The 22233-nt window shown below is 54.3% G+C and carries 13 protein-coding genes and 1 pseudogene; 5 read left to right on the forward strand and 9 right to left on the reverse strand.

The window, feature by feature from the left end; translation table 11 throughout:
- Positions 1–521: 521 nt before the first annotated feature.
- Positions 522–1868: an aminotransferase-like domain-containing protein gene (locus KJI95_RS15255; RefSeq protein ID WP_214508050.1), complete on the reverse strand. Its 1347-nt coding sequence runs from the start codon at positions 1866–1868 to the stop codon at positions 522–524.
- 151 nt (positions 1869–2019) lie between these two features.
- Here KJI95_RS15255 and KJI95_RS15260 point away from each other — a divergent pair, with 151 nt between their 5' ends.
- Both KJI95_RS15260 and KJI95_RS15265 read left to right on the forward strand, forming a co-directional pair.
- A complete protein-coding gene (locus KJI95_RS15260; RefSeq protein WP_214508105.1) occupies positions 2020–2574 on the forward strand; it encodes a LysE family translocator in 555 nt (184 codons plus the stop codon).
- A 244-nt stretch (positions 2575–2818) separates the two neighbouring features.
- Entirely contained in the window at positions 2819–4552 is a 1734-nt protein-coding gene (locus KJI95_RS15265; protein WP_214508106.1) for a SulP family inorganic anion transporter, read from the forward strand.
- Between the two features lie 229 nt (positions 4553–4781).
- On the opposite strand, the gene KJI95_RS15270 is transcribed toward KJI95_RS15265, so the two are convergent.
- The 3 genes and pseudogenes from KJI95_RS15270 to ppk1 form a co-directional block, all read right to left on the reverse strand.
- Positions 4782–4979, reverse strand: coding sequence for a hypothetical protein (locus KJI95_RS15270; RefSeq protein ID WP_214508051.1), 198 nt, complete (start codon positions 4977–4979; stop codon positions 4782–4784).
- A 326-nt stretch (positions 4980–5305) separates the two neighbouring features.
- Positions 5306–6775, reverse strand: a complete 1470-nt coding sequence (locus KJI95_RS15275) for a Ppx/GppA phosphatase family protein (RefSeq protein ID WP_214508107.1) — start codon at positions 6773–6775, stop codon at positions 5306–5308.
- A gap of 230 nt (positions 6776–7005) precedes the next feature.
- Positions 7006–9156, reverse strand: a pseudogene (gene ppk1, locus KJI95_RS15280) (polyphosphate kinase 1); the annotation flags it as partial.
- A gap of 273 nt (positions 9157–9429) precedes the next feature.
- Between ppk1 and yegD the strand changes: the two are divergent.
- Positions 9430–10830, forward strand: a complete 1401-nt coding sequence (gene yegD / locus KJI95_RS15285; protein ID WP_214508052.1) for a molecular chaperone — start codon at positions 9430–9432, stop codon at positions 10828–10830.
- 286 nt (positions 10831–11116) lie between these two features.
- Positions 11117–11566 carry a CreA family protein gene (locus tag KJI95_RS15290; RefSeq protein WP_214508108.1) on the forward strand — a complete coding sequence of 150 codons (450 nt, stop codon included), beginning with the start codon at positions 11117–11119 and terminating at the stop codon, positions 11564–11566.
- Positions 11567–11777: 211 nt separating this feature from the next.
- Here the strand turns inward: KJI95_RS15290 and KJI95_RS15295 are convergent, their stop codons facing one another.
- From KJI95_RS15295 to KJI95_RS15310, 4 genes are all read right to left on the reverse strand, one after another.
- A complete protein-coding gene (locus tag KJI95_RS15295; protein ID WP_214508053.1) occupies positions 11778–12518 on the reverse strand; it encodes a carbonic anhydrase in 741 nt (246 codons plus the stop codon).
- A gap of 213 nt (positions 12519–12731) precedes the next feature.
- Positions 12732–13925: a cystathionine beta-lyase gene (locus KJI95_RS15300; protein WP_214508054.1), complete on the reverse strand. Its 1194-nt coding sequence runs from the start codon at positions 13923–13925 to the stop codon at positions 12732–12734.
- 339 nt (positions 13926–14264) lie between these two features.
- Entirely contained in the window at positions 14265–16529 is a 2265-nt protein-coding gene (locus KJI95_RS15305; protein WP_214508055.1) for a two-component system response regulator, read from the reverse strand.
- Positions 16522–18555: a sensor histidine kinase gene (locus KJI95_RS15310; RefSeq protein ID WP_214508056.1), complete on the reverse strand. Its 2034-nt coding sequence runs from the start codon at positions 18553–18555 to the stop codon at positions 16522–16524. Before KJI95_RS15310 ends, KJI95_RS15305 begins: the two co-directional genes overlap by 8 nt.
- Before the next feature lie 152 nt (positions 18556–18707).
- On the opposite strand from KJI95_RS15310, the gene KJI95_RS15315 reads away from it, so the two are divergent.
- Positions 18708–20720: a HAMP domain-containing methyl-accepting chemotaxis protein gene (locus tag KJI95_RS15315; RefSeq protein ID WP_214508057.1), complete on the forward strand. Its 2013-nt coding sequence runs from the start codon at positions 18708–18710 to the stop codon at positions 20718–20720.
- A gap of 334 nt (positions 20721–21054) precedes the next feature.
- Here the strand turns inward: KJI95_RS15315 and KJI95_RS15320 are convergent, their stop codons facing one another.
- Entirely contained in the window at positions 21055–22110 is a 1056-nt protein-coding gene (locus tag KJI95_RS15320; protein WP_214508058.1) for a GGDEF domain-containing protein, read from the reverse strand.
- Positions 22111–22233: the final 123 nt, after the last annotated feature.

The raw sequence follows: 22233 nt of genomic DNA on the forward strand, positions 1-22233 counted from the left end.
CGTATGGACTGGTTTTCAGGCGAATTTAGTTTGCAGGAGAATGTTGCGTGCAGGCGCTAAACCCTGCAGAACCTGCCAGTCCCAATCCCCATCAGGGCAGGCAGCCCGCGCCTGACGTCGCCACTGTTTACGTAGCCACTGCTTACTTAGCAACAGGATAAGCCCTTTATTCTTCTTACTTCAGCAACGTACTTTTGCATGGTTCAGCAGCCCACTTCCGCCTGCTTCAACAGAGTAGTTGCCGCCTGTTACAACAGAGTAATTGCGAAAAACATATATTACTGAATAGCCCGCAGGCTGTCGCCGGATTTAGGGTGGATTTACAAGGCTCAGGCGATGAGCTGTATGTGTTTTGCGGCAGCGATTTTGCGTTGACTGATTTTAAAAGCCGCAAAGCCAGCGTCACAAAACCAACGCCGCAAAACCAGCGCGACAACACCAGTGCCACAAAACCAGCTTCACAGAATCAGCGCCGCGCAATCAACGCCCAAAACCCAAACTGCAGTTAGTCGCGAAAGCGGTTAAACCACAGGGTCGCCCTCGGTCATCAGCAGCGCAAGGGTCGATTCTATGGCTTCAAACACGGTGTTTTCGTCACCCACAGGGATACGGCCAAAGCTTAGGCGCAGGCCATGGGCTGGGCCGCCAAAATCGGCAAGGCTTCGCACCAGAATACCCTTGGCGGCAAGGTGGGCTATCACCACGCCGGCGCTCATGGTGTCAGGCAGCATCAGCATGGCGTTAAGCCCGCGGCTGCGGCCGTTGAGCTTAAGCCTTGCTGTCATCTCGATAAAGCGGCGTTGCAGCGCCTTGATACGCTGATCCCGCAGCTGATGAATACCGCCCCGTCGAATAATTTCACAGCCAAGTTCCACAATAAGCCCCGATACCATCCAGCACTGAGCGTGGATGCTCTGGTTAACTCGGGCATGCAGCGAGGGTGGCAGCAGCATAAATCCAAACCTGAGGCCGCCCGCGAAGCGTTTTGACAAACTGGACAGGTACACCACCTTGCCCGAATCCCCCGCAAGCTGCCAAAGCGTGGGCTCGCGCTCATCCTGGGTGCAGTAATTAACATCATCTTCAATCAGTAGCAGATTGTGGTTTTTTGCAAGTGAAATCAGCTGCGTGCGCTGAGTCTTGCTGTATCCGAAACAGGCTGGGTTTTGATTGTTTGGCGTAAGGTAAAGGGCTTTGGGGGCGTGGGATTTAATGGCGTCTTCAAGGGCTTCGAGCTCAAGGCCCTCGTCGGTTAAGGGGATACCTACCAGCTTAAGCCCAAGCTCGGCGGCGGCCTTATTGAGCCCCGGGTAGCACCAGGCCTCGTGCAGCACTGTGTCACCCGGCAGACATTGGGCTGACAGCGCGGCAAAAATGCCCTGCTGCGCGCCCTGGGTGAACACCAGTTTGCCATCAAAAAGATTGAAGCCTTCGTCACGCAAAAAGCGCTCGACTGTCTCGTATTGGCTAGGCTGAGGTGAGCCCTGATAACCAAGCAGGTTGGTGAGGCGCTCAGGATCGCGCCCAAGCTGCACCAGGGCTTCGCCAAGGATAGCTGTTTGATCTGTCATGCTCTGCTGGCAGGTCGAAAGGTCGAGCGGCCCGGCAGCCTGAACAAGCTGGGTGTTTCGCACATAGGTGCCATCGCCGACCCGCGCTTCCAGCCAGCCTTGCTCTATGGCCCGGCCGTAGGCGCGGGTGACTGTGCCCAGGGTGATACCGAGTGCATCCGCAAGCCGCCGCTGCGGTGGCAGTTTACTGCCAGCACTCAGACTGCCGTCACTGACCGCTTCGCCGATGGCGCTGGCCAGTTGCTCGTATTTATTACCAGCGAATCTATGCAGTTGCGGCAGCCAAATTGTACTCATGACAATATTCCAATTGATCAACAATTGATCTCTATAGTATTGCTATATTTAGCCGGTATCAAGGCGGTAATGTATCAATACAATTTTCGGAGGAGCTGTGGACACATCACTTGGCGAGCTTATTATTTCGGCGGCACTTTTTTGTGCCACCATGACCATGACTCCGGGGCCAAACAACGTGCTGCTCGCCCAGTCCGGCGCTAACTTTGGGGTGCGCCGAACCTTGCGCCATATTGTCGGCATTCGCCTTGGCACCACGTCGCTGCATTTGGCCATGTTGGCGGGGCTTGGGGCGCTGTTTGAGGGCATTCCGGCGCTGCATCAGGTACTTAAACTGGTGGCGGTGACGTATTTGGTTTGGCTTGCCTACAGCATAGGCACGGCGCCGGTGTCACAGGTAGCAGCGGGGGATGCGCGTCAGCCGCTTGGCGTGGTTGAAGCGGCGATGTTTCAGTGGATCAATCCCAAAAGCTGGCTTGCGGTGATGACCCTTTGCAGCGCCTTTACCCTAAGTGGCGACGGTTACTGGCAAAGCGCGGTATTGATGGTGCTGGTGTTCAATCTGGTGGGGTTTCCGGCATCCTTTACCTGGGTGCTGCTCGGTCAGGCGATTGGCCGCTTTCTTGGCAGCCATAACCGCAAACGGGCATTTAATCTGTCGATGGCCGTGTTACTGCTCGCGACCTTGCCTATGATTATTGTCTGACTGAACTTCCGGCCCATGACCGTATAAGCGTGGGCAAGATGTCATCCCGACGTTTTATCCTGAAATTCAGCCTTGAAATTGTGTCCTAAAATTGGGCCTCGAAATGGCCAGCAGCCCTGACCATTTGAATTATTTTTGCTGGCAGGGATAGACAAACTGCGCTAATTCAAGGATAAGGCGGGGAAAGGCTTAAGTTACAAGGCCGTAGTTACAAGGAGTCTGAGTGTCTGCGTTGTTGTCCCTGATGCCGGGCCTGGCATCGTTTAAAGATTATCGCAAAGAGTGGTTCAAGGACGATCTCCGCGCGGCGTTTTCTGTCAGCGCCGTGGCGTTGCCGGTCGGGATTGCCTATGCCCAGTTAACGGGCGTCAATCCGCTGGTAGGTCTCTATTCCTGCGTGTTGCCCATGTTGGTGTACGCGCTCTTTGGTACCTCAAGGCAATTGATTGTTGGCCCGGACGCCGCGACCTGCGCCGTTATCGCCGCTGTGGTCACGCCGCTTGCCGCCGGTGACAGCACCAAGCACTGGCAACTGGTGATGACCATGACGGCCATGACCGGGATCTGGTGTCTGATTGCCAGCCGCTTCAAACTGGGGATCCTGGCCGATTTTCTCTCCAAACCCATCCTGATGGGGCTCATCAACGGTGTCGCTATCACCATCATAGTGGGGCAGGCCTCCAAGGTGCTTGGTTTCAGTTTTGATGAGCGCTATCTGCTTGACCGTCTGGCAGCGGCGCCCAACTATCTGTCTGAAATCCACTGGGCGACCCTGGCTATGAGTTTGTCGGCGGTGCTGGTGTTTTTGGTGGTGAAGCGTTTTCGCCCGGGCTGGCCGGCAGCCATGATAGTCATTGCCGCGAGTACCACAGTCGCCTGGTTGTTTGGGCTTGAAAAGTTTGATGTGGCGCTGGTTGGGGATGTGACGGTGAATCTCACCTCGCTGCAGATGCCAGCCTTTGATATCGGCATTGCCCGCGAATTGGTGATGCCGGCGCTTAACCTGGCGATGGTAAGCTTTGTCAGCATGATGCTGACAGCAAGAAGCTTTGCTGCCAAAAATGGCTACGACATCGACCCTGACAAAGAATTCCGTGCGCTCGGCCTTGCCAACCTCGCGTCGGCCTTTTCCCAGGGCTTTGCGGTCAGCGGCGCCGATTCCCGCACTGCGGTAAACGATGCCAGCGGTGGAAAGACGCAGCTGGTGTCGCTGATAGCTGCGCTGGTGATTGGACTGATTGCCTGGCTTTTTACCGCGCCGCTTGCCTTTATTCCACAAGCTGCCCTTGGGGTCGTGCTGGTGGTGGCGTCCTGGTCGCTGATTGATTTAAAAAACCTGTGGCGGCTTCGTACCCGAGACCGGCGCGCCTTTTTGTTGGCGCTGACCACCTTTGTGGCGGTGCTGCTGATTGGGGTAATCCCCGGCATCACCCTTGCGGTGCTGCTTGGCTTGTTCCAGTTTTTGCAGGTGGTGATGCGCCCAAGCGATCAGTGTCTCGGGCTTGATTCCAAAGGCACGCTTCGAAGCCTTGATGGCACTGACAAGGCGGCAGCGGTACCGGGCGTGTTTATCTACCGCTTTAACTCGCCGCTGACGTATTTTAACGCCAGCTACTTCAAGCGCCGTTTGCTTGAAAAAATTGCCGCTGAAAGTGAAACGCCGCAGGTGGTGATTATTGATGCGGTGCCCTGTTTTACCCATCCGGATATCAGTGTGATGGCGATGCTGTCGGATCTGTTCCATTTGCTTAAACGTAAGCAAATCCGCCTTATTCTTGCCGGCCGTAAGCGTCAGCTGATGTCCTGGTGCGAGGCGCAGGGCATACCCACAGGTGAGGGTGGGTTGTTGGTACGATCTGATTTGTATCTGGCGCTGAAGATGAGCCAGTCTTATAAGCAGGCGCTGGCGGATGGTCAGGCACCAGTGCTAAAGCGGCCACCGGAAATGGACTTGGTGCTGGAGCACAGTCACCTGTAACCTACAGCACTTTATGCAGAGAAAAGGATTCTGCACATAAAAAAGCCCCGCGATTGCGGGGCTTTTTTGTGACTTTCTTTCGTTATTTACCACTGTGTGTTCGTGACCATTCGTCTCGTGCTTGTTCCGAGCGCTTTAATCTGGAGCATGCACTGAGAGCGTTTACCGAGCTTGCCGTCACTATCCTTCCTGTTGCAAAAGCGCGTTGTGGCTTTGCGTTGGCGCTAATCTATTCACGCCCCAACAATTCGCAGGGGATCATCCCCTGATAGAAGTAGTAACCGGCAGGACCCAGCAGCAAACTCAGTACACACCAGAGCAGCCGTTGACTGCTCTTGATGCTCGCATCATTACGGATTGCTTTGTAACCAAACAGACAGTGCAGCACAACCAAAAGTGCCAGCAGCACTAAAGTAGTGATTTCCATATGCAATTAACCTTAAGAAATGACCTTAAAGGCGCGCATCTTGCGCTGTTCCCAAACTCATTATTGTTATCGACCGGTTGGTGGTGTGCTTGCCGACACCCGAAAAGGGCCTCAAAGGCAGCGCCACCTGCACCATTTTACAGTAGCCAACTGGTACGTATGTAACGAATTGTATCGATATGGCGTAACCTTAGCCACCCAAATTTCACCGCGCTGCCTAAAACTTGCCCGAAATGTGAACTGGAAAGTGGCTCAAAACGGGCTCAATTCCCATACTGAGCTGCCATGGCGGGCGAACAGCCATGGCGCGGCCGGCGGGTAAGATATCAGTCTTCGGCATCCTCTGTCGACAGCTCGCTGTCGAGCCTCAATTGCAGCCCAAGCTGTGCCATGTGCTTTTTCTCACGTTTGAGATCTTTAAGCAGCAACTCGACCCGGGCGCTTTGCTCCGGGATAAGGGCAAGCTCGTTTTCGCCAAGCACACTGCAGCTTAGCCGCAGCGAGCGGGCGACCCGACCAAGGTTAACCAGTATGGCGAGCCTCAGCAGACACAGGAGTTTTACCAATACCTCACGCCGACCATCCGGCAGGCTGTTGATGGTATCGAACTGCGGCTTTTTGTGCTGGCTGCCAATCAGCAGCGCCAGGTCTTGCTGCAGATCCTGACTGAAACCGGGTAAATCACTGTGGGCAATGATGTAACCGCCATGCTTGTGGTGGGCGCGGGAGTTAATGTGAATGCCAATTTCATGGAGCATGGCGGCGTAGGCGAGCAGCCGTGCATGGGGCCGCAGCTGCCAGCTGTCAGCCACCGAATCAAACAGTGCCATGGCCGAATCGCGCACCTTGGCGCCATGTTTGGTATCGACATGATAAAGCTGGGCAATGCTGTCGACAGTGCGGTGGCGTATGTCCTGAAAAAGATCTATCTGTGCAAGCTCATACAATACGCCTTCGCGCAGCGCCGCCGGTGTTGGCGTGAGCTTGTCGATTTCAAGGCGTCTGAAAAAACTGATGAGGATCGCAAGCCCCGCCGGCACCAGCGGTATGCGTTTGCGCTCAATATTGGCAAACTCAAGCTTATCTACGTGTCCTGCCTGTACCAGCTTGAGTTTTAGCTCCCGAAGCCGGCTAAGGGTGACAGTCTCATCCTGAAAATATTCCTGCAGCGCTTCGCAAATGGCTTTGACTGAGCCAGAGCTGCCAAGCACCAGATCCCAGCGACCCTCAAAATACTCTTTTGACAGCGATGAAAACTGCTTGTCGGCGGCGGCCTGGGCGGCGCGAAACGCGCTTAGTGAAAGGCTGCCGTCGGCAAAAAAGCGCTCGTTGTAACTGACGCAGCCGCAGCGCAGGCTTGAAAGCTTAACCGGCTGATTTTTATTGCCAATAATAACTTCGGTCGAGCCGCCGCCTATATCGATGACCAGATTGTGCTTATCCAGCACCTGGCTTTGTGCTATGCCGGCATAGATGAGCCGCGCCTCTTCATGGCCGGAAATCACCTCGATCGGGTAAGGGATAACCTTGAGCGCGGCTTTTAGGAATTTGTCACGGTTTTTGGCGACCCGCAGGGTGTGGGTCGCCACCAGACGCACCCGGGTTTCGCACAGATCGGAAAAGCGCTGACCGAAGTTTCGAAGGCATTCAAGTCCACGGGCGATGGCGTCATCACAGAGATAGCCTTCGGGGCTTAAGCCCTGTGCCAGCCGCACCTGCTCTTTTTCTTTGTGCAAAATCTGCAGGCTGCCATCCTGCTCCCGCGCAATCATCAGATGAAAGCTGTTGGAGCCCATGTCGATGGCGACAAAATGCCGTTGTTGTGATGCAGACAAATTGGGTTCTCCGCAATGGTTTAACTGGCTTGGGGCATGGTGGCGGCCGGACTTTTTACCTGCTCTTCAACCCTGTTTTCAGCTGCATTGCTGTCAGGTGAATTGCTGTCAGTTGAATTGCTATCAGGCGAAGGCGCTGCCTTAGCTGCGCTGGTTTGAGGCTCAGCAAGGCCGCTTTGCGGCTCGGCAAAGGCGCTTTGTGCCATTAATTCCTCAGCTTCACGCGCCGCGGCCTGGGCGAGGCGACTCGCCTCATCCTCTTTGGCAAATCTGGCCGCCTGCAGCTTCTCAAACTGACTCAAATACTGATGAATCGCCGTTTGGGAGCGCACTTTACGTTTATTGCCGCGATTGCGATAGGGGTTACTCTGCTCTTTGTTGATAATTCGCGCTTTGGTGTTGTCTGACCATTGCAGCGCCAGCAAATCCATCACCATTTGCTTGAGGTGCGGGTCGTAAATGGGCGCTGTGACTTCAATGCGGCTGTCGATATTGCGCGCCATCCAGTCGGCCGAGCACAAAAACAGCCGGTTTTCGCCGCCTGCGTGGAACAGCATGACCCGCGAATGCTCAAGGAACCGGTCGACTATGCTTATTACCTCGATATTGTCACTGATCCCGCTGATTTGCGGCACCAGCGAGCACATGCCGCGGATAATGAGACGGATTTTTACCCCAGCCATGGATGCATCATAAAGCTTGCTGATAAGCTGCTCATCCACCAGGTTATTGAGTTTTAAGGTAATGGCGGCGCGGCTGCCCATGCGGGCGTGCAGGATTTCATCGTCAATCAGTGAAATCAGCTTCTGACGCGCATCGAAGGGCGACACCAGCAGGTGTTTAAAGTTATCGCGTCTGTAAGGATGCTCAATTAAATCAAATACCTGCTCAACTTCTTTGGCAATTTCCTGATTGGCGGTAAAAAGCGCCAGGTCGGTGTACACCTTGGCGGTGCCTTCGTTGAAGTTGCCTGAGCCAACGTGGCAATAAAGCCGCGTTTCGCCTTGCTCCTCGCGCCCAATCAGGCACAGTTTGGAGTGCACTTTAAGGCTTGGAATGCCGTGGTGTACCTTAACGCCTGCTTCTGCGAGGATGCGGGTCCATTCAATATTGTGCTCTTCATCGAAGCGGGCACGCAGCTCAATCACCGCCGTGACCTGTTTGCCGTTTTTCACTGCATCGATAAGGGATTGCATCACCCGGGATTTACGCGCCACCCGGTACAGATTGATTTTGATGAACTTCACCGCCGGATCGAACGCCGCCTGACGCACCATCTCAGTAAAATGGGAAAACTTGTGATAGGGGTAGTTCAGCATGATGTCGGCGCGGGAGATGGCATCAAAACTGCTGCCACAGCGCTCAAAACCGCTGCTGTCCAGCGGCGGCAGTTTATCGTTCTCAAGGTATTTGCGGCCGGGATTGGGAAAGGCGATAAAGTCTTTAAAGCTGTGGTAGCGGCCGCCCGGCACCAGACACTCGGTGGAGCTGATGCCAAGCTGCTCTTTAAGCATCACCAGCATGTGCTCAGGCATGTCTTTATCGTACACCAAACGCACCGGCTCGGCGGTGAGGCGTTTTCGAAGGCCGCGGGTCATTTTTTCAAGCTGGCTTTGGTCGAGCTCATCTGTGATGTCGAAGTCGGCATCACGTGTCAGCTTCATCGAATAGGCATCTATGCTGTCGTATTCGAAAAAGGGCGAGAACAGGTCATCCAGACAATGGCGGATAATGTTATCCAGCAAAATCAGGTGCTTTTTGGTCTTGGATTTTTCCGCCGGCAGCTCAACAAAGCGCGGCACGTTTTTGGTCGGCACTTCAACCAGCGCATACTGGCGCCGCTCTTTGCCGTGCAGGCACACCGCGAGGTACGTGGCGTTGTCGTTGATATATTTCATCACCGAGCGGTGATTGGAGACGATAAGCGGCGCGATGTGGCGCTTTAAATGATCGCGAAAATGCACCTTGAGCCAGTGGCTGTGAAACTCACTTAGCTGCTGCTCGTTGATAAGCAGAATATTGCGGCGCACCAGCTCCCGCATCAGCTCGCTGTAAATGGCGTCAAACCGTTCCTGCAGCGTCAGCACCCGGGTCTGAATTTTTGCCAGCAGATGCCTGCTGGTGTTGGGGCCATCCTGCAGGCTTGAGAGCAAAATACTGCGCCGCACCGATGCCACCCGAACCCGGAAAAACTCGTCCATGTTGCTGGAAAAGATGCCCAAAAAGCGAATGCGCTCCACCAGCGGCACCTCGGGATCGCAGGCTTCCTGCAACACACGTTCGTTAAACGACAGCCAGGACAGTTCCTTGTTGATAAACATCTTGTCGGTATTGGGAGACACTCGCAAACTCCTTTGAGCGGCTTGGCAGTGCAGACGCCGGGACGCTGACACAATATCAGCCCTGAGGGCCGATGAAAACCACGGCGGTCACAGTCGATGAAATTGCCTTCAAGTGATTGGCAATATTGAAAAAGTATAGCTACCGCACTGAGGTTATCTCAATAAGATGTCAGAATGATGAACGCCGTCATACCCAAGTCAGACAACAGGGCTTTCAAGGAGGCGGGGATTTTGGTACCTTGGCCGGCTTTTTGATGTGTTGGAGAATGGACCGTGTTTGCAGGCTTTGACTATGGCAGTGCCAACTGTGCGCTGGCGCTGTGTGAAAAGGGCGAGGTATCTATGCTGCCCATTGGCGAGCGCGGCGGCCATTATCTGATGTCGGTGGTGTATGCGCTGGATGTGAGTTTTATCGCCGAAGCCGTGGTTCAGCGCCTTGGCGGTGATGCCGGCCGCGAGCTTGCCAAAGCCCGCAGCGCCGAGCTTGCCCGCGCGAGACGGATGCGTCTGGAGCTTGACCTAAGCCCCGGCGATGACACAGTGTTTATCGGCGAAGCGGCGCTCAATGCCTATCTCGATACACCGGAAGAAGGCTTTTTTGTGCGCTCGCCCAAATCCTTTCTGGGCGCATCGGGGCTCAGACCCGAGCAGGTGGCGCTGTTTGAAGACATAGTCACCCTGATGATGCTTGAAGTTAAAGCGCGCGGTGAAGCCTGCATCAATGCAGGCAAACTCAGCCGGGCTGTGATTGGGCGGCCGGTGAATTTTCAGGGCAGCGGCGGCGAAGAAGCCAACCAACAGGCCGAGACTATCCTTCGCACCGCGGCAATGCGCGCCGGTTTTGACACAGTGGAGTTTTTGTTTGAGCCACTGGCGGCCGCGTTTGATTTTGAGGCAAGCCTTGAAACCGATAAGCGGGTGCTGGTGGTGGACGTGGGCGGCGGCACCACAGATTGCTCGCTGGTCAACATGGGGCCAAATCGGCGCGCCACGCTTGAGCGTGATGGCGATTGCCTTGGCCACAGCGGTCAGCGCATCGGCGGCAACGATTTGGACATTGCCCTCGCCATGGAAACCCTGATGCCCCATTATGGGCTTGGCAGTGAGCTCAATACCGGCAAGCCGATGCCGCGCCAGCCCTTCTGGCAGGCGGTGGCCATTAATGATGTGGGCGCCCAGCGCGAGTTTTTAAGCTTAAGTTATACAACCTTGCTTAAAGAGCTGATGAAAGATGCCAAGGCGCCCGAGGCGTTGCAGCGGCTGGTAAAACTCAGACGCGATCAGCAACATTTTCAGCTGGTCAAAGCGGCGGAGCTTGCCAAAATTGGCCTGAGTGAACGGGAGCTGGTGCAGGTTACCCATCCGGATGGCAGTGATACCGAGGTGAGTGAAGCGGCGTTTTCGCAATCGATTTCGCCCCTGATGCAGCGCATTGAAGAGCTGATGCGCGCCGCGGTGGCAGAAGATGTGCTGCCGGATGTGATTTACGTTACCGGCGGCAGCAGCCGCTGCCCGGCGGTGGCAAGCCGGATTGCCTCTGTGTATCCGGCGGTGCCTGTGGTGCAGGGCGATCACTTCGGCTCGGTGACTTCGGGTCTTGCCCGCCGCGCCGAGCTGTTGTTTGCGGGCGCAGGCACAGGCACAGGCACAGGCACAGGCACTGGCACTGACTGAGGCACTGCCGCTGGCACAGATTTCGGATCTGGCTCTGGCGAGACTTGCGACTGATAAACCCGCCTGCTTTTCTCTGGTCTAAGACTGATTGTGCTGTTTGAAAAAGCAGCTGCTGGCGCTTAGAGCATTCAGCAAAATAACGTTAGAGGGACTGTGGATGATACACACAAACGCAAAGCAGCGCGCCGGCGCTCGGCTTTTAGGCTCAAGTGTCAGAGGCTTGAAGGTTCAAGCCTCTAAGGTCAAAGCCTCGAAGGTCTCGGGCGTGCTGTTTATCGCAGCGGCCATGCTCTCGCTCACAGGCTGTGGTGACGATGTGGGCAAGGTGAGCCTTGGACTTTTTACAACCAAGGATGTGGTGATAGAGGCGCAGGGCGATCCCAAGGTGCCGGGTGTTACCTGCCATATCAGCCGGGTAAAGGCCGATTTGTCGTTGGCCGATCCGTCCGACATGTCGATAAGTTGCCGCCAGACCGGGCCCATCAGCGCCGCTGATATTGCCGCCATTGATAAAAGCAAGGAAGGCGAGGTGGTGTTTTCAAGCTCCTTGAGTGTGCTTTTCAAGACATTGAAAGTGAGGCGGATTTACGATTCTGGCTCGCAAACGCTGCTGTATTTGTCGTACTCCACCAAAGAAACCTCCGGCAGCCACAAGCACTCGCTCTCCACCGTACCGCTGTTTGGCACCGACGCCTGGCAGGCGCCGGTAGCTTCCAGCCCAGGCAAGGGTAACTGAGCTTGATAAGTCAGGGCTTTATAAGTCAGAGCTTTATAAATCATAGCTTTATAAATCAGGGCGTTATCAAGCAGAGCTGCAAACAGCGTTGAATGCTCCAGAAGTTCATAAAGACAAAAGCTCATCAAGACAAAAGCCCGGCACGTGCCGGGCTTTGTTTTTGGGTAGGTTTAACCTACATCACTTTTGAACCGCCGTTATTGAACCGCCGTTATTGAACCACGATGCGGGCGTTAACCGGCTGCACCGGACGGGCATTGTTCGGATACAGTTTGGTAAAGGCCTTCAGCTCATCGGCTGACAGGGTTTGCACATCTTTAAGCACCACCCAGCGTACGCCCTCAGAGCAGGGAGGCGTGGTCAACGAGCCGCTGAAGCGGTAGTAATCCAGCGACTTGGGGAAAAAGGCGTTTGGCGACAGCTCGCCGCTGAAGGGCACGGCATCCGATGCAGATTTGGGGTAAGCGCCGGACAGGGTAGCAAAACCGCTGTTGGAGGCACCTTCTTCAAACATGATGCCAATCACCGCCAGGCGGCCGTCGCTGTCGGCATGAACAAAGTGGGCTTCGAGCGGATATTGCTTGCCATTGATGGTGTTTTCGCTCGGCGCATGCATGTGTACCTGCTTGAGTTCGAAGCGGTTGCCTTCCAGCGTCAGGCTGTTGCCTTCACCAAAGTTGGCCTGCAGAGTGTGACCGTTATTGATAACGCTGGTCACCTTGCCCTGATAGTCGAGTTGTAGCGGTGACAGCGGAGCATCAGCCACGGGACGAATGTCGATTGGGCTTTGGTTGACGCCGTCTTTACAGAGGGCGAATTCACTTTTGAGTGAGCCCCAGTACTCAGGGGCGCCTTTTCCTTCGTAAGACCAGTGGCCGTCGCCGGCAAGGGCATTGCCGCAAACGGCCAGCAAGGCGCCGGCAATCAATGTCTTGGTGAATGAAATGCTCATGTCAGTTTCCTTTTCTACTTGTTTTTCACTATTGAAAGTTCACTTGACGCTAAAGTAGAGATGCAAACTTAACTGAGACTTAACATTTGCCCTGTGTGGCCGTCGCCATTAGACAAAAACCTCACAAAAGTGAGGTTTTTAGTATAAACGCATGCTGTGCTGAAACCTGTTGGCAGCAAGTATGCGCTAAAACCAAGTGTTTGGCGGCGGTAATTACCGCCCCATCAGTTGGTTATAACGGGCAAAACCCTGCTCCAGATCGGCAATCAAATCCTCCGGATCTTCAAGACCAATGTGCACCCGAATAAGCGGCTTGCTGCTATCCCATGTGGTGGCCGAGCGAATATTCTGAATACCGTTCACCCACAGGATAAGGCTTTCAAACCCGCCCCAGGAAAAGCCCATTTTGAAGTGATCCATACCCTCGACAAAGGCCTGCATGGCGTCACTGCTGCCGTCTTTTAGCACGAACGAGAAAAGGCCGTTGCTCGCGGTAAAGTCACGTTTAAAAAACGCGTGGCCCGGGCAACTTGGGAAGGCCGGATGGCGCAGATGATCCACTTCTGGGCGCGCCGCAAGCCAATTGGCAACGGCGAGGGCATTCTTTTCGTGCTGCGCCATCCGTACTCCCAGGGTACGAAGGCCGCGCGCGGCAAGATACACATCGTCCGGCGAGGTGGTTTGCCCAAGCAGGTAGCTGTGCTCACGCAGTTTGTCCCAATGGGCGGCATTGGCGGTGGCGGTGCCGATCATCACATCCGAGTGGCCGACAATATACTTGGTGGCTGCCTGAATCGAAATGTCGACCCCAAGCTCAAACGGGCGGCTGTTGATGGGCGATGCCCAGGTGTTATCAAGAATAACCACCATGCCATGTTCATGGGCGATGCGGGCGAGGGTGGGTACGTCCTGTACTTCCATGGTGATGGAGCCGGGTGACTCGACAAACAGCACCTTGGTATTGGGGCGGATAAGCGCCTGAATTCCTTCGCCAATCAACGGATCGTAATAGGTGGTTTCGATGCCGTAATTGGCCAGCAGCTTGTTGCACAGGTCGCGGGTGGGCTCGTACACGCTGTCAACCATCAAGAGGTGATCGCCTGCTTTAAGAAACGCGAGCAGCGCCGCTGAAATCGCGGCGGCGCCACTGGGATACAGCGCCGTGCCAGCGCCGCCTTCAAGCCCGGCAATGGCAGCCTGAAACCCAAAATGGGTTGGGGTGCCGCGCCGGCCATAAAAGAGCTCGCCTTCATGCTTGTGCTTGGCCGCGTGGCGCATGTCATCAAGGGTATCGAATACCACAGTCGATGCGCGGAACACCGGCGGGTTAATGACGCCTTTGCTGTATTTCTTTTCCCGCCCAAGACTCACGATTTTGGTGGCGGTTTTCATGGATTTATCTGACATAGGCTTCCTGAACTGGGATATCCGAATTTTGGCCATCTTACCATGCAGACGGCTGAAATCCAGTTCACAGGCAGGGGATAAGGCGGCCTTAGTGTCAGCCTGGGCTGACACGCCCGCGAACAACAGTCATGGGCAACCTCACGGTATTGTTAACAGACCTCGAGCCCTTTGCATCAAGGCAGGGAATCTGTGCGCTAAGGCGGGGAGAGTGGCAACGGTAGCCTGTGCCTCTGTTGCAGTAGCGTCAGTCCTTGGAAAGCAGAGTATCTGACGGGCACTCATTGCAGAAGTATTCCAAGTACAAGCATCAACGGCTCAGCCCATGAACGACTCAGCCCATCAACAGCCACAGAGCGACAGTGCCGCCTCGATGGCGAGTGGCCGATAATAGTAGTAGCCCTGTACGTAACGCACCCCGAGGGCTGCGAGCAAATCAAGCTGCGCCTCGGTTTCAACGCCTTCGACTATAATGCGCTTGCCAAGCTCGTCTCCAAGGCGCAGCACACAGTTAAGCACGGCAACTGCATCCGGGCTTTGGTCGAGGGAGGCGACAAACGCCCGGTCGACCTTGATGATTTGCACCGGCAGGTTGAGAAGGTAGCTTAAGGATGAAAATCCGACCCCAAAGTCATCAAGACAAATGACAAAGCCCAACTGATGCAACTTTTTAAGATGCGATATCGCTTCATCCGACTGAATAAGCACGCTTTCGGTGACTTCAAGCTCGACCTCGTCAAAGGCGATGCCAGCCTGCTCAAATACGGCGGCAAGCTCGGTGACAAAACTGCCATATTGCAGTGAATTGGCCGAGATATTGATGGAGACGGGCAGTGTAAGGGCGGGGTATTGGCGGCGAATATCGCAGTACGCCCTTGCGATATAGAGGTCGAACTCATAGTAAAGCCCGGATTTTTCAACCTGCGGCATAAAGTCGCCGGGCGGAATAAGGCCTTTTTGCGGATGTTGCCAACGCACCAGCGCTTCGTAGCCGATAAGGTTGCCACTTTGTACCTCAACCTTGGGCTGCAACATTAAAAACAGCTCATTATTTTCAAGCGCATTACGCAGGTCACTGATAATACTGACATTGTCCAGCAAGGCACGCTGATAGCCGTGGCTGTAGTCTTCACCCGCGCCGCGCCTGTGGGCCTTGGCGTAGCGTAGCGCCGCTTCGGCCTGACTGATGAGTTCACTCATATCGCACCGCTCCAGCCGTTCATACTGGCTGGCTCCGAGGGTGATGCTGAAACGAATTTTGTCTTTACAGGTCGCAAGGGCGGAAGTGAGCTGCACCGCAAGGTCTTTGGCCGGCATGGTGCTGCCCGGCAGCAAAATGGCAAACACGTCGGAGTGAAGTCTTGCGCAGCGCGCTTTATCGCCGAATGTGCGGCGCAGCAGCGCCGCCACATCACCAAGGAGGGCATTGCCATAGTCAAAACCCATGGAGTCAGTGACCTGATGAAAATCATCAATGTCGAGAAGATAAAGCGTGCCTGCACCTGTTTCGCCTTTGGCGCAGAGCACTTGCGCCTGCTCGGTCAGCCCAAGCCTGCTGTTAAGCCCTGTCAGCTCATCGACATAGGCGGCGCGGTTTAAATGGGTAAAAAATTTGGCGTTCTCAAGCCCAAGCGCCACGTTTAAGCAAAACATCTGCAAAAGTTCATGGTCGGCATGGGCAAGGTTCTGGGCATTGTCGGCAACGATAACGCCGCGCCAGCCAGAGGGCGTACTGAGGTAAAGGCAACTTGTTTGCTCCTGAAACAAGTGGGTTTGCGCGGCCAATGTGGCGTGCACCAGGGCCACTTCCCGCATATCGCCGTGGATCTGATCGAGCCCCATGCCGCGAAGCTGCTGGAATTTATCGCTGGTGGCCACCACAAAAAACTCATCCGCGCTTTTTGGGAGTGCCAAAGGCGCGTCGCTTGGGCGCTGCGACACGCAAAACAGGCTATCGGCCTCGATATGAAACAGGGCGTTAATCTGCTCAAGTACGCCGCCGGCAAAATCATGCACCGAGCGCTCCTGAAACAAGTCCGCTGCCGCCTTGATAACAGCCCGTAATCCCTCGCGGCTGCGGGCGATGGCGGCAAGATGCTGGTAAGCACGAATACCCGCTGCCACCACGGCAAACAGCCGTCCACGGGTCAGCTCGCTCTTGGTCTTGTAGGAGTTGATTTCATATCTCAGCATCACTTCTTCTTCGGGGGAGTAACCCGGCTGACCGGTGCGAAGCACAATCTGCAGATGGTTGTTTTTAAGCTCATTACGTATTCTGTCGACCAGCAAAAAGCCGGCATCGTCGGATTCCATCACCACGTCAAGCAGCACTATCGCCATGTCCGGGTGAGCTTTAATAAGCTCAAATCCTTCGCGGGCACTGTAGGCACTGACAAATTCCAGCGGCCGGTCGTAAATAACGAGGTTTTTAAGCGCGAGGCGGGTCACATCGTGCACCGATGCTTCGTCATCGACAATCCCAATAAGCCAGCTGCCATTATCGCAGCCGATTGCGCCAGCACCGGGCGTATCGGCTTTGGCTGGATTGCCATCGGCGCCTTTTGGGTGCTCGTGCCTGTCGTCGAAAATATTGATGAAATCACTCATTGGCGTGTTGGTCCGGTGCGTTGATTGGCAGGCTGATATTGAACTGGGTACCCTCGGCTGAGGAGTGAACTTCGATGGTGCCACCCAAAAGGGCGGTGACTATGTTGTAGACTATGTTAAGCCCAAGCCCTGAGCCGCCCTGGCCCATCTTGGTGGTGAAGAAGGGGTCGAAGATCCGGCCAAGGTTTTCTTCCGTTACGCCGCCGCCATTATCGGAGACCTGCAGTAATACGTTGGCTGAGTTTGGCTGGCGCGCCACCGTCAGGCTGATTTTGCCTTCGCTTCGGCCATCAAGCCCGTGGATAAGGGCGTTGTTAACCAGATTGGTCACCACCTGACCCAGCGGGCCTGGGTAGCTTTGCATCTGTATCGCGTCTTCGCAGTCGATGTGATACTCATAGGGCGTTTTTTTGAGCTGGTGATGCAGAGTGAGCATCACTTCGTCGATGACTTCTTTAAGGTTAAACGAGCGGCGCACCTCACTGGACTGGTCAATTGCAACCTGTTTGAAGCTTTGCACTAAATTGGCCGCCCGGCCCAGTGCCCGCTGCATTACATCGAGCCCTTCCAGGCATTCGTGTTCAAACCGCTCGACATCTGTCATCCGCATCTGGCCATTTTTGAGCTTGTCGATAAAGGAGCGCAGCTGCACATCAAAGGTGGAGCTCATGGTAACAGCGACCCCGATGGGGGTATTGACCTCGTGGGACACGCCGGCAACCAGCGAGCCCAGCGACGCCAGCTTTTCTGACTGAATAAGGCGGTTTTGGGTTTGCTGTAAATGGGTTAATGCCGCCTGCAGCCGCTCACTCTCTTTGGCAAGTTGAAGCTGATTTTGCCGCTCTGCGTCGCGCAGTGAATCAATTTCCTTGAGCTCCGTCTGGAATGCATCGAGCCCTGAAAAGATGTCGCCAAGCTCGTCCTGCTCGTGTTTGAGAGTCAAATCCCGCTCGCCGCTACGCATCCTGTTGACCGCAACCACGAGTTCAGCGACCGGCAGGTAAATACGTTTCTGCACAAACCAGATAATCCAGCCAAGCAGCAGGGCTCCGGCCACCACCAATACCGACACGATTATCTGGTGCGTCCGGCTGGTGTCGTTGATGCTGCTTACACCTTCTTTCACTTTTAAACGGTAGGTGGTGACCGCATCAAAGATTTGCTGCTCGAGCTTGGTGTATTCCTGATGCTCAATATCGTCAAGGGCCTTGGCGGTCACTTTTTTATTTGCCGGGTTATACAGGGCAAACAATGCTTGTCCCTCGGAGCGAATGCTGTTTATTAACCGTTTGATTTCATTCAGCGTGATAACTTCAACAGGCCGCTGCTCCAGCGGCTCAAGGGCTGCCATGGTTGAGTCGAAACTATACAGCACCTCATAAAAGCGTTTTTTCGCATTAGGGTCTTCCAGCAGATACGCCGACAGTATGTTTTCCAGAGCGTCCGCATAGGCGGCAAGCTGGGTGTATAGCTTTACACCGGGTAAATCGTCGTCACGGATTTCGTCGATTGAGGACTTGCCGGCATCTTTATATTCCTCATCGGACGCCCGCTGTAAAAGTGCCACTAACGGCATGCAGGCGTCGGTGATGAGCCGCTTGACCTGTTCCTTACTCTCCAACTCTTTTGCCGGTGAGTAGGTGTTAAATATCCGGCTTTGGTAGTCGGTTTCAAGATTGCCAAAGCTGCGTGCTATTGCCTGGAAACTGTGCTCGGTTTCAGAATCGAGTTTGAGCGCCAGCACGCTTGCGATAGCGTTTTGAAATACCTCGCGATTATCTTCAAATTCTTGTTTTTCTTCCTGTTCACCAAGCAGGTACTCGGTGGCGTTGGAGTTCATCAACCTAAGCCGCCCAAGCATCACTTCGGCGGCCTGGGAGATAGGTAGGTCTTCCTCAAGGATAGGGCTGATAATGTGCTGCGCCTTGGCAGACAGATACAGCAGCAAACCACCAAACAGCAGCTGTAGTACAGTCTGCACCACCAAAAACAGCACAATGCTGGTTCGTAACGAAAGATGCGGCATAGGAAATGTTTGCTTAATTTTTCCTTAAAAATAGCAGCTAGGTTGCGACGCTACCAAAGTGCTACTTAACTTAATTCACAGCGGAACCTGCCGCTGATTGCCTGTTTAAAGACGGCAACTTGTTAAATGGTGATGCCAAAAAAGGTTGATTTATGAACATGAAACTCTCGCACACCCTATATTCCGGATTCGGCTTATTGCTGATTATTTCAGTGGTGCTGACCTTGATAGTCTGGAAGGAAACACTTGATACCAAAAGTATCGCCAAGGAAGTGCAGAATGATGATGTACCCGGATTGGTACAGTACGTCGCAGTGCGTAAGTCGTTATCTTCAGTAAAAGCATCCGCAATGGAATACCTGCATCGTCAGACTGAGGCCAAGGCCGAGTTCCAGTCTGGCAAAGCAGCACTGCAGGAGGCGTATCGCAAACTGGTACCGCTCGAAAATATTAAAGACAGCGACAAAGAAAAAATGCGCAAGATTGAGCAGCTTTTCAGCGGTTATCTTAATGTGGTTGAAGCGCAGGTGTTTTCGCGCTATCGGCCGGAAGACGAATCTTGGGTCAAAGAAGAGTTAAACAAGTACATAGATACCACCGGCAAAGACATCGAGACCCTGCTGGACACCCTGAAGCAGGAAGAATTTGATGAAGCATTGCTGTCGGCGGATCTGGCGGAGTCAATTGGTGATGATTTGCCTGGAGTAAGATATTACCTTGAGTTGGTTGATGAAATCGGCGATATGCAAATGTCCCTTGTGAAGTACGTCGGTGGCGATATGGGTCAGAAAGCGGCTTTCGAAAAAGATCGCGATACCTTTAAAGAGTATTTGGCCAAATTACGGCCACTGGAGCAAAAGCCTTCCGATATCGCTAACTTCCAGCAAATCGATGCCGCTCTATCTGAATTGGAAACGCTTGCTCAGGAGATATTCAGCCGTTACGACTCATCGGCCAGAAGCAACGCCATAAAGGCGATGCAGCAAGCTGAGAAGGATTATCTGTTGCCGCTTGAAGAGATCCTCAATGTGTCTGCTGATGAGGAGCAAGCTGATTCCGGTAAAGGTTTGGATTCTTTGGTGTCATCTATGGATTTTATCGTAACCTTGCTGCTGGTGAACTGCGCGGCGGTGATGGTGATTGGTATTGCGATTGCCATGTGGATCACCGGCTCTGTTGGCCGGCGTTTGGGCACTGTGATGGACAAAGCTCGGGGTATCGCCGCAGGTAACCTTACTCTTGCCACGCTGACCGACGACAGAGGCGATGAAATCAGTCATGTCAGCAATGCCGTCAACGACATGCAGTCGAATTTACGCAACCTGATTGGCCAAATTCAGCAGGTTTCATCGGAAGTCAGAAGCACCTCCCAGTCGGTGGAGCAGCTTTCTTCTGAGCTTGATAAAGGCAGCCAGGAGCAGGCCGATAAGTCGCAGATGATTGCCGCCGCGGTAGAAGAAATGGCCGCCTCGGTCGATGAAGTGAGCCACCAAAGCCATGATGCCGCCGATGCAGCCCAGCTTGCCGGTGACAATGCCCAGCAGGGCGGCAAACTGATGCAGCGCACCGTGGACAGTATCAATAAGATTTCACGGGTGGTGAACGACACCTCCACCACAGTGGTGCACCTTGGCAAGCGCAGTGATGAAATCGGCACTGTGATAAGCGTTATTACCGATATCGCCGAGCAAACCAATCTGCTGGCGCTGAATGCCGCGATTGAAGCGGCCCGTGCCGGTGAGCTTGGGCGAGGCTTTGCGGTAGTGGCCGATGAAGTGCGTGGCCTTGCCGAGCGCACCTCCCGCGCCACCAAGGATGTGAGTAACCTTATCACCTCCATTCAGCAGGAAACCCAGCTTGCAGTGTCCCGCACTCAGGAAGGTACAGTTCTTGTGGATGAAGGGGTGAAACTTGCCAATGAGGCAGGGCAGGCACTGCATCTTATCGTTGAGCGCTCCCTTGCCCTTAACAACATGGTGCACGCCATTGCGGCTGCGAGCAATGAGCAATCGAAGGCGACACAGGAGATCTCCCGTGATATCACCGCGATAAGTGATATTGCCCAGCACGCCGTGCAGCTTAATCGCAATGGCGCCGCGGCGGTGAACGCACTCGATAAAGGGGTGCAACGCCTCGACCAATTGCTTGGCCAGTTCAGGCTCTGAGCATACAGCGCCAGCCCAGCGACGGCAGCTGCGAAGTTGGGTTAAAAGCGATGCTGAAAAAGCGCTGGTGAAAAAGTCAGTCAGAATAGATTAGGTCATTAGTGCTGAGCTAGTACAGCTGAGCTAGTACAGATGAGTTGGTACAGCTGAGTAATCAGCACTGGCCCATGCAAATAAAAAACGCCCCGACCAGTTGGGGCGTTTTTGTGTAGCGTAAACGCAGTGGTAACTGTTATCCAACGAGCCCTCAGCGCGCTTATCTTTGATTTACCCTTTGCAGTGCTATCCCGGACTTGCCCTTTTCGGCACTATCCCGGACTTGCCCGCTGCTGCGTTAACCCTGGATCGGCATTACCCGGTTGCGGCCGAGGCGCTTGGCTTCGTAAAGTAGTTTGTCGGCGGCTTCAATCAGCTCAATTGCGCTGGTTTTTGGCTGCCACTGGGCAACCCCAAAGGAGGCGCGGATGGTGTCAATTTTGGCATCGCGGCGCCTGTCTTTGAGGGTGAGCTTTTCAATGCCGCGGCGCAGTGCCTCGGCCAGTTGCCGTGCGACTCTGAGGTTACTTTTAGGTACCAATAGCGCAAATTCTTCACCGCCGTAGCGGTAACATTTAATGCCGTCGCGGCAGGCGTCTGTCATACGCTTTGCGACCAGTTTCAATACCTGATCCCCAAGCTGATGGCCGTAGTTGTCGTTAAAGGCCTTGAAGTGATCGACATCGGCAAGGATAAGGCAGGTACCTTCGGGTGCCTGCGCCAGAATCCCCTGCAGATCGGCATCAAATGCGCGCCGATTAAAGCAGCCGGTCAGGGCATCAAACAGCACATCTCGCTCACTGGCCGCGAGGCGCTCCTTAAGTGCAGAAATCTCCTGCTGCGCTTTGGATAACTGGCCGGTGAAGTAGCTGGTGGACTGACGTATTGTGTCTGACTCTTTCACCAGGCTTCGCACTAAATCAAGTACCTGCTCAAGGCTGACACCTTCGGATTCAATCCGCTCGAGCCGATTGAAATTTGCATCGATTTTTTGCTGAAACACCGCCGCGTCGAGATTGGTGTCCTGCAGCTGATTGGCAAGCTCTGCGGCCATGGCTTCCAGATTCTGGCGCATATCCCGTACATCAAGCTCAACCGGATCGGCCACAAACTCTCGATACAGTAATTCGCCATTGACCGGCGGGCAGGTTTGGTAGCGGGACAGGGTGTCATCCATCGCTTTGTTCAGCTCGGGTTGCTGCTCGCCGACGTAGGCGTACCAGAGCGCGTAATTGGTTGGTGTAGTTGGAATTTGATGCTTAAGCATCAGCGGCACTGCTTTTTTTAACCGGCTGGCGGCGGTTTGCAGCAGGGCTTTGGCGCCTTCGTCTGGGGCAGGGGTGGTGTCGGACATGATTTCCTGGGCGCAAACATGCTTGAAAATAATATTTCAATCATAGCGTTATTGCGCTCGGATTCAAATTTCCCTTTGCTGAAAATGCGCCCATTTAGGGGGCGCATCCAGGTTCAACCAGCG

This window comes from Shewanella jiangmenensis (assembly GCF_018596335.1).
Taxonomy (GTDB): Bacteria; Pseudomonadota; Gammaproteobacteria; order Enterobacterales; family Shewanellaceae; genus Shewanella; species Shewanella jiangmenensis.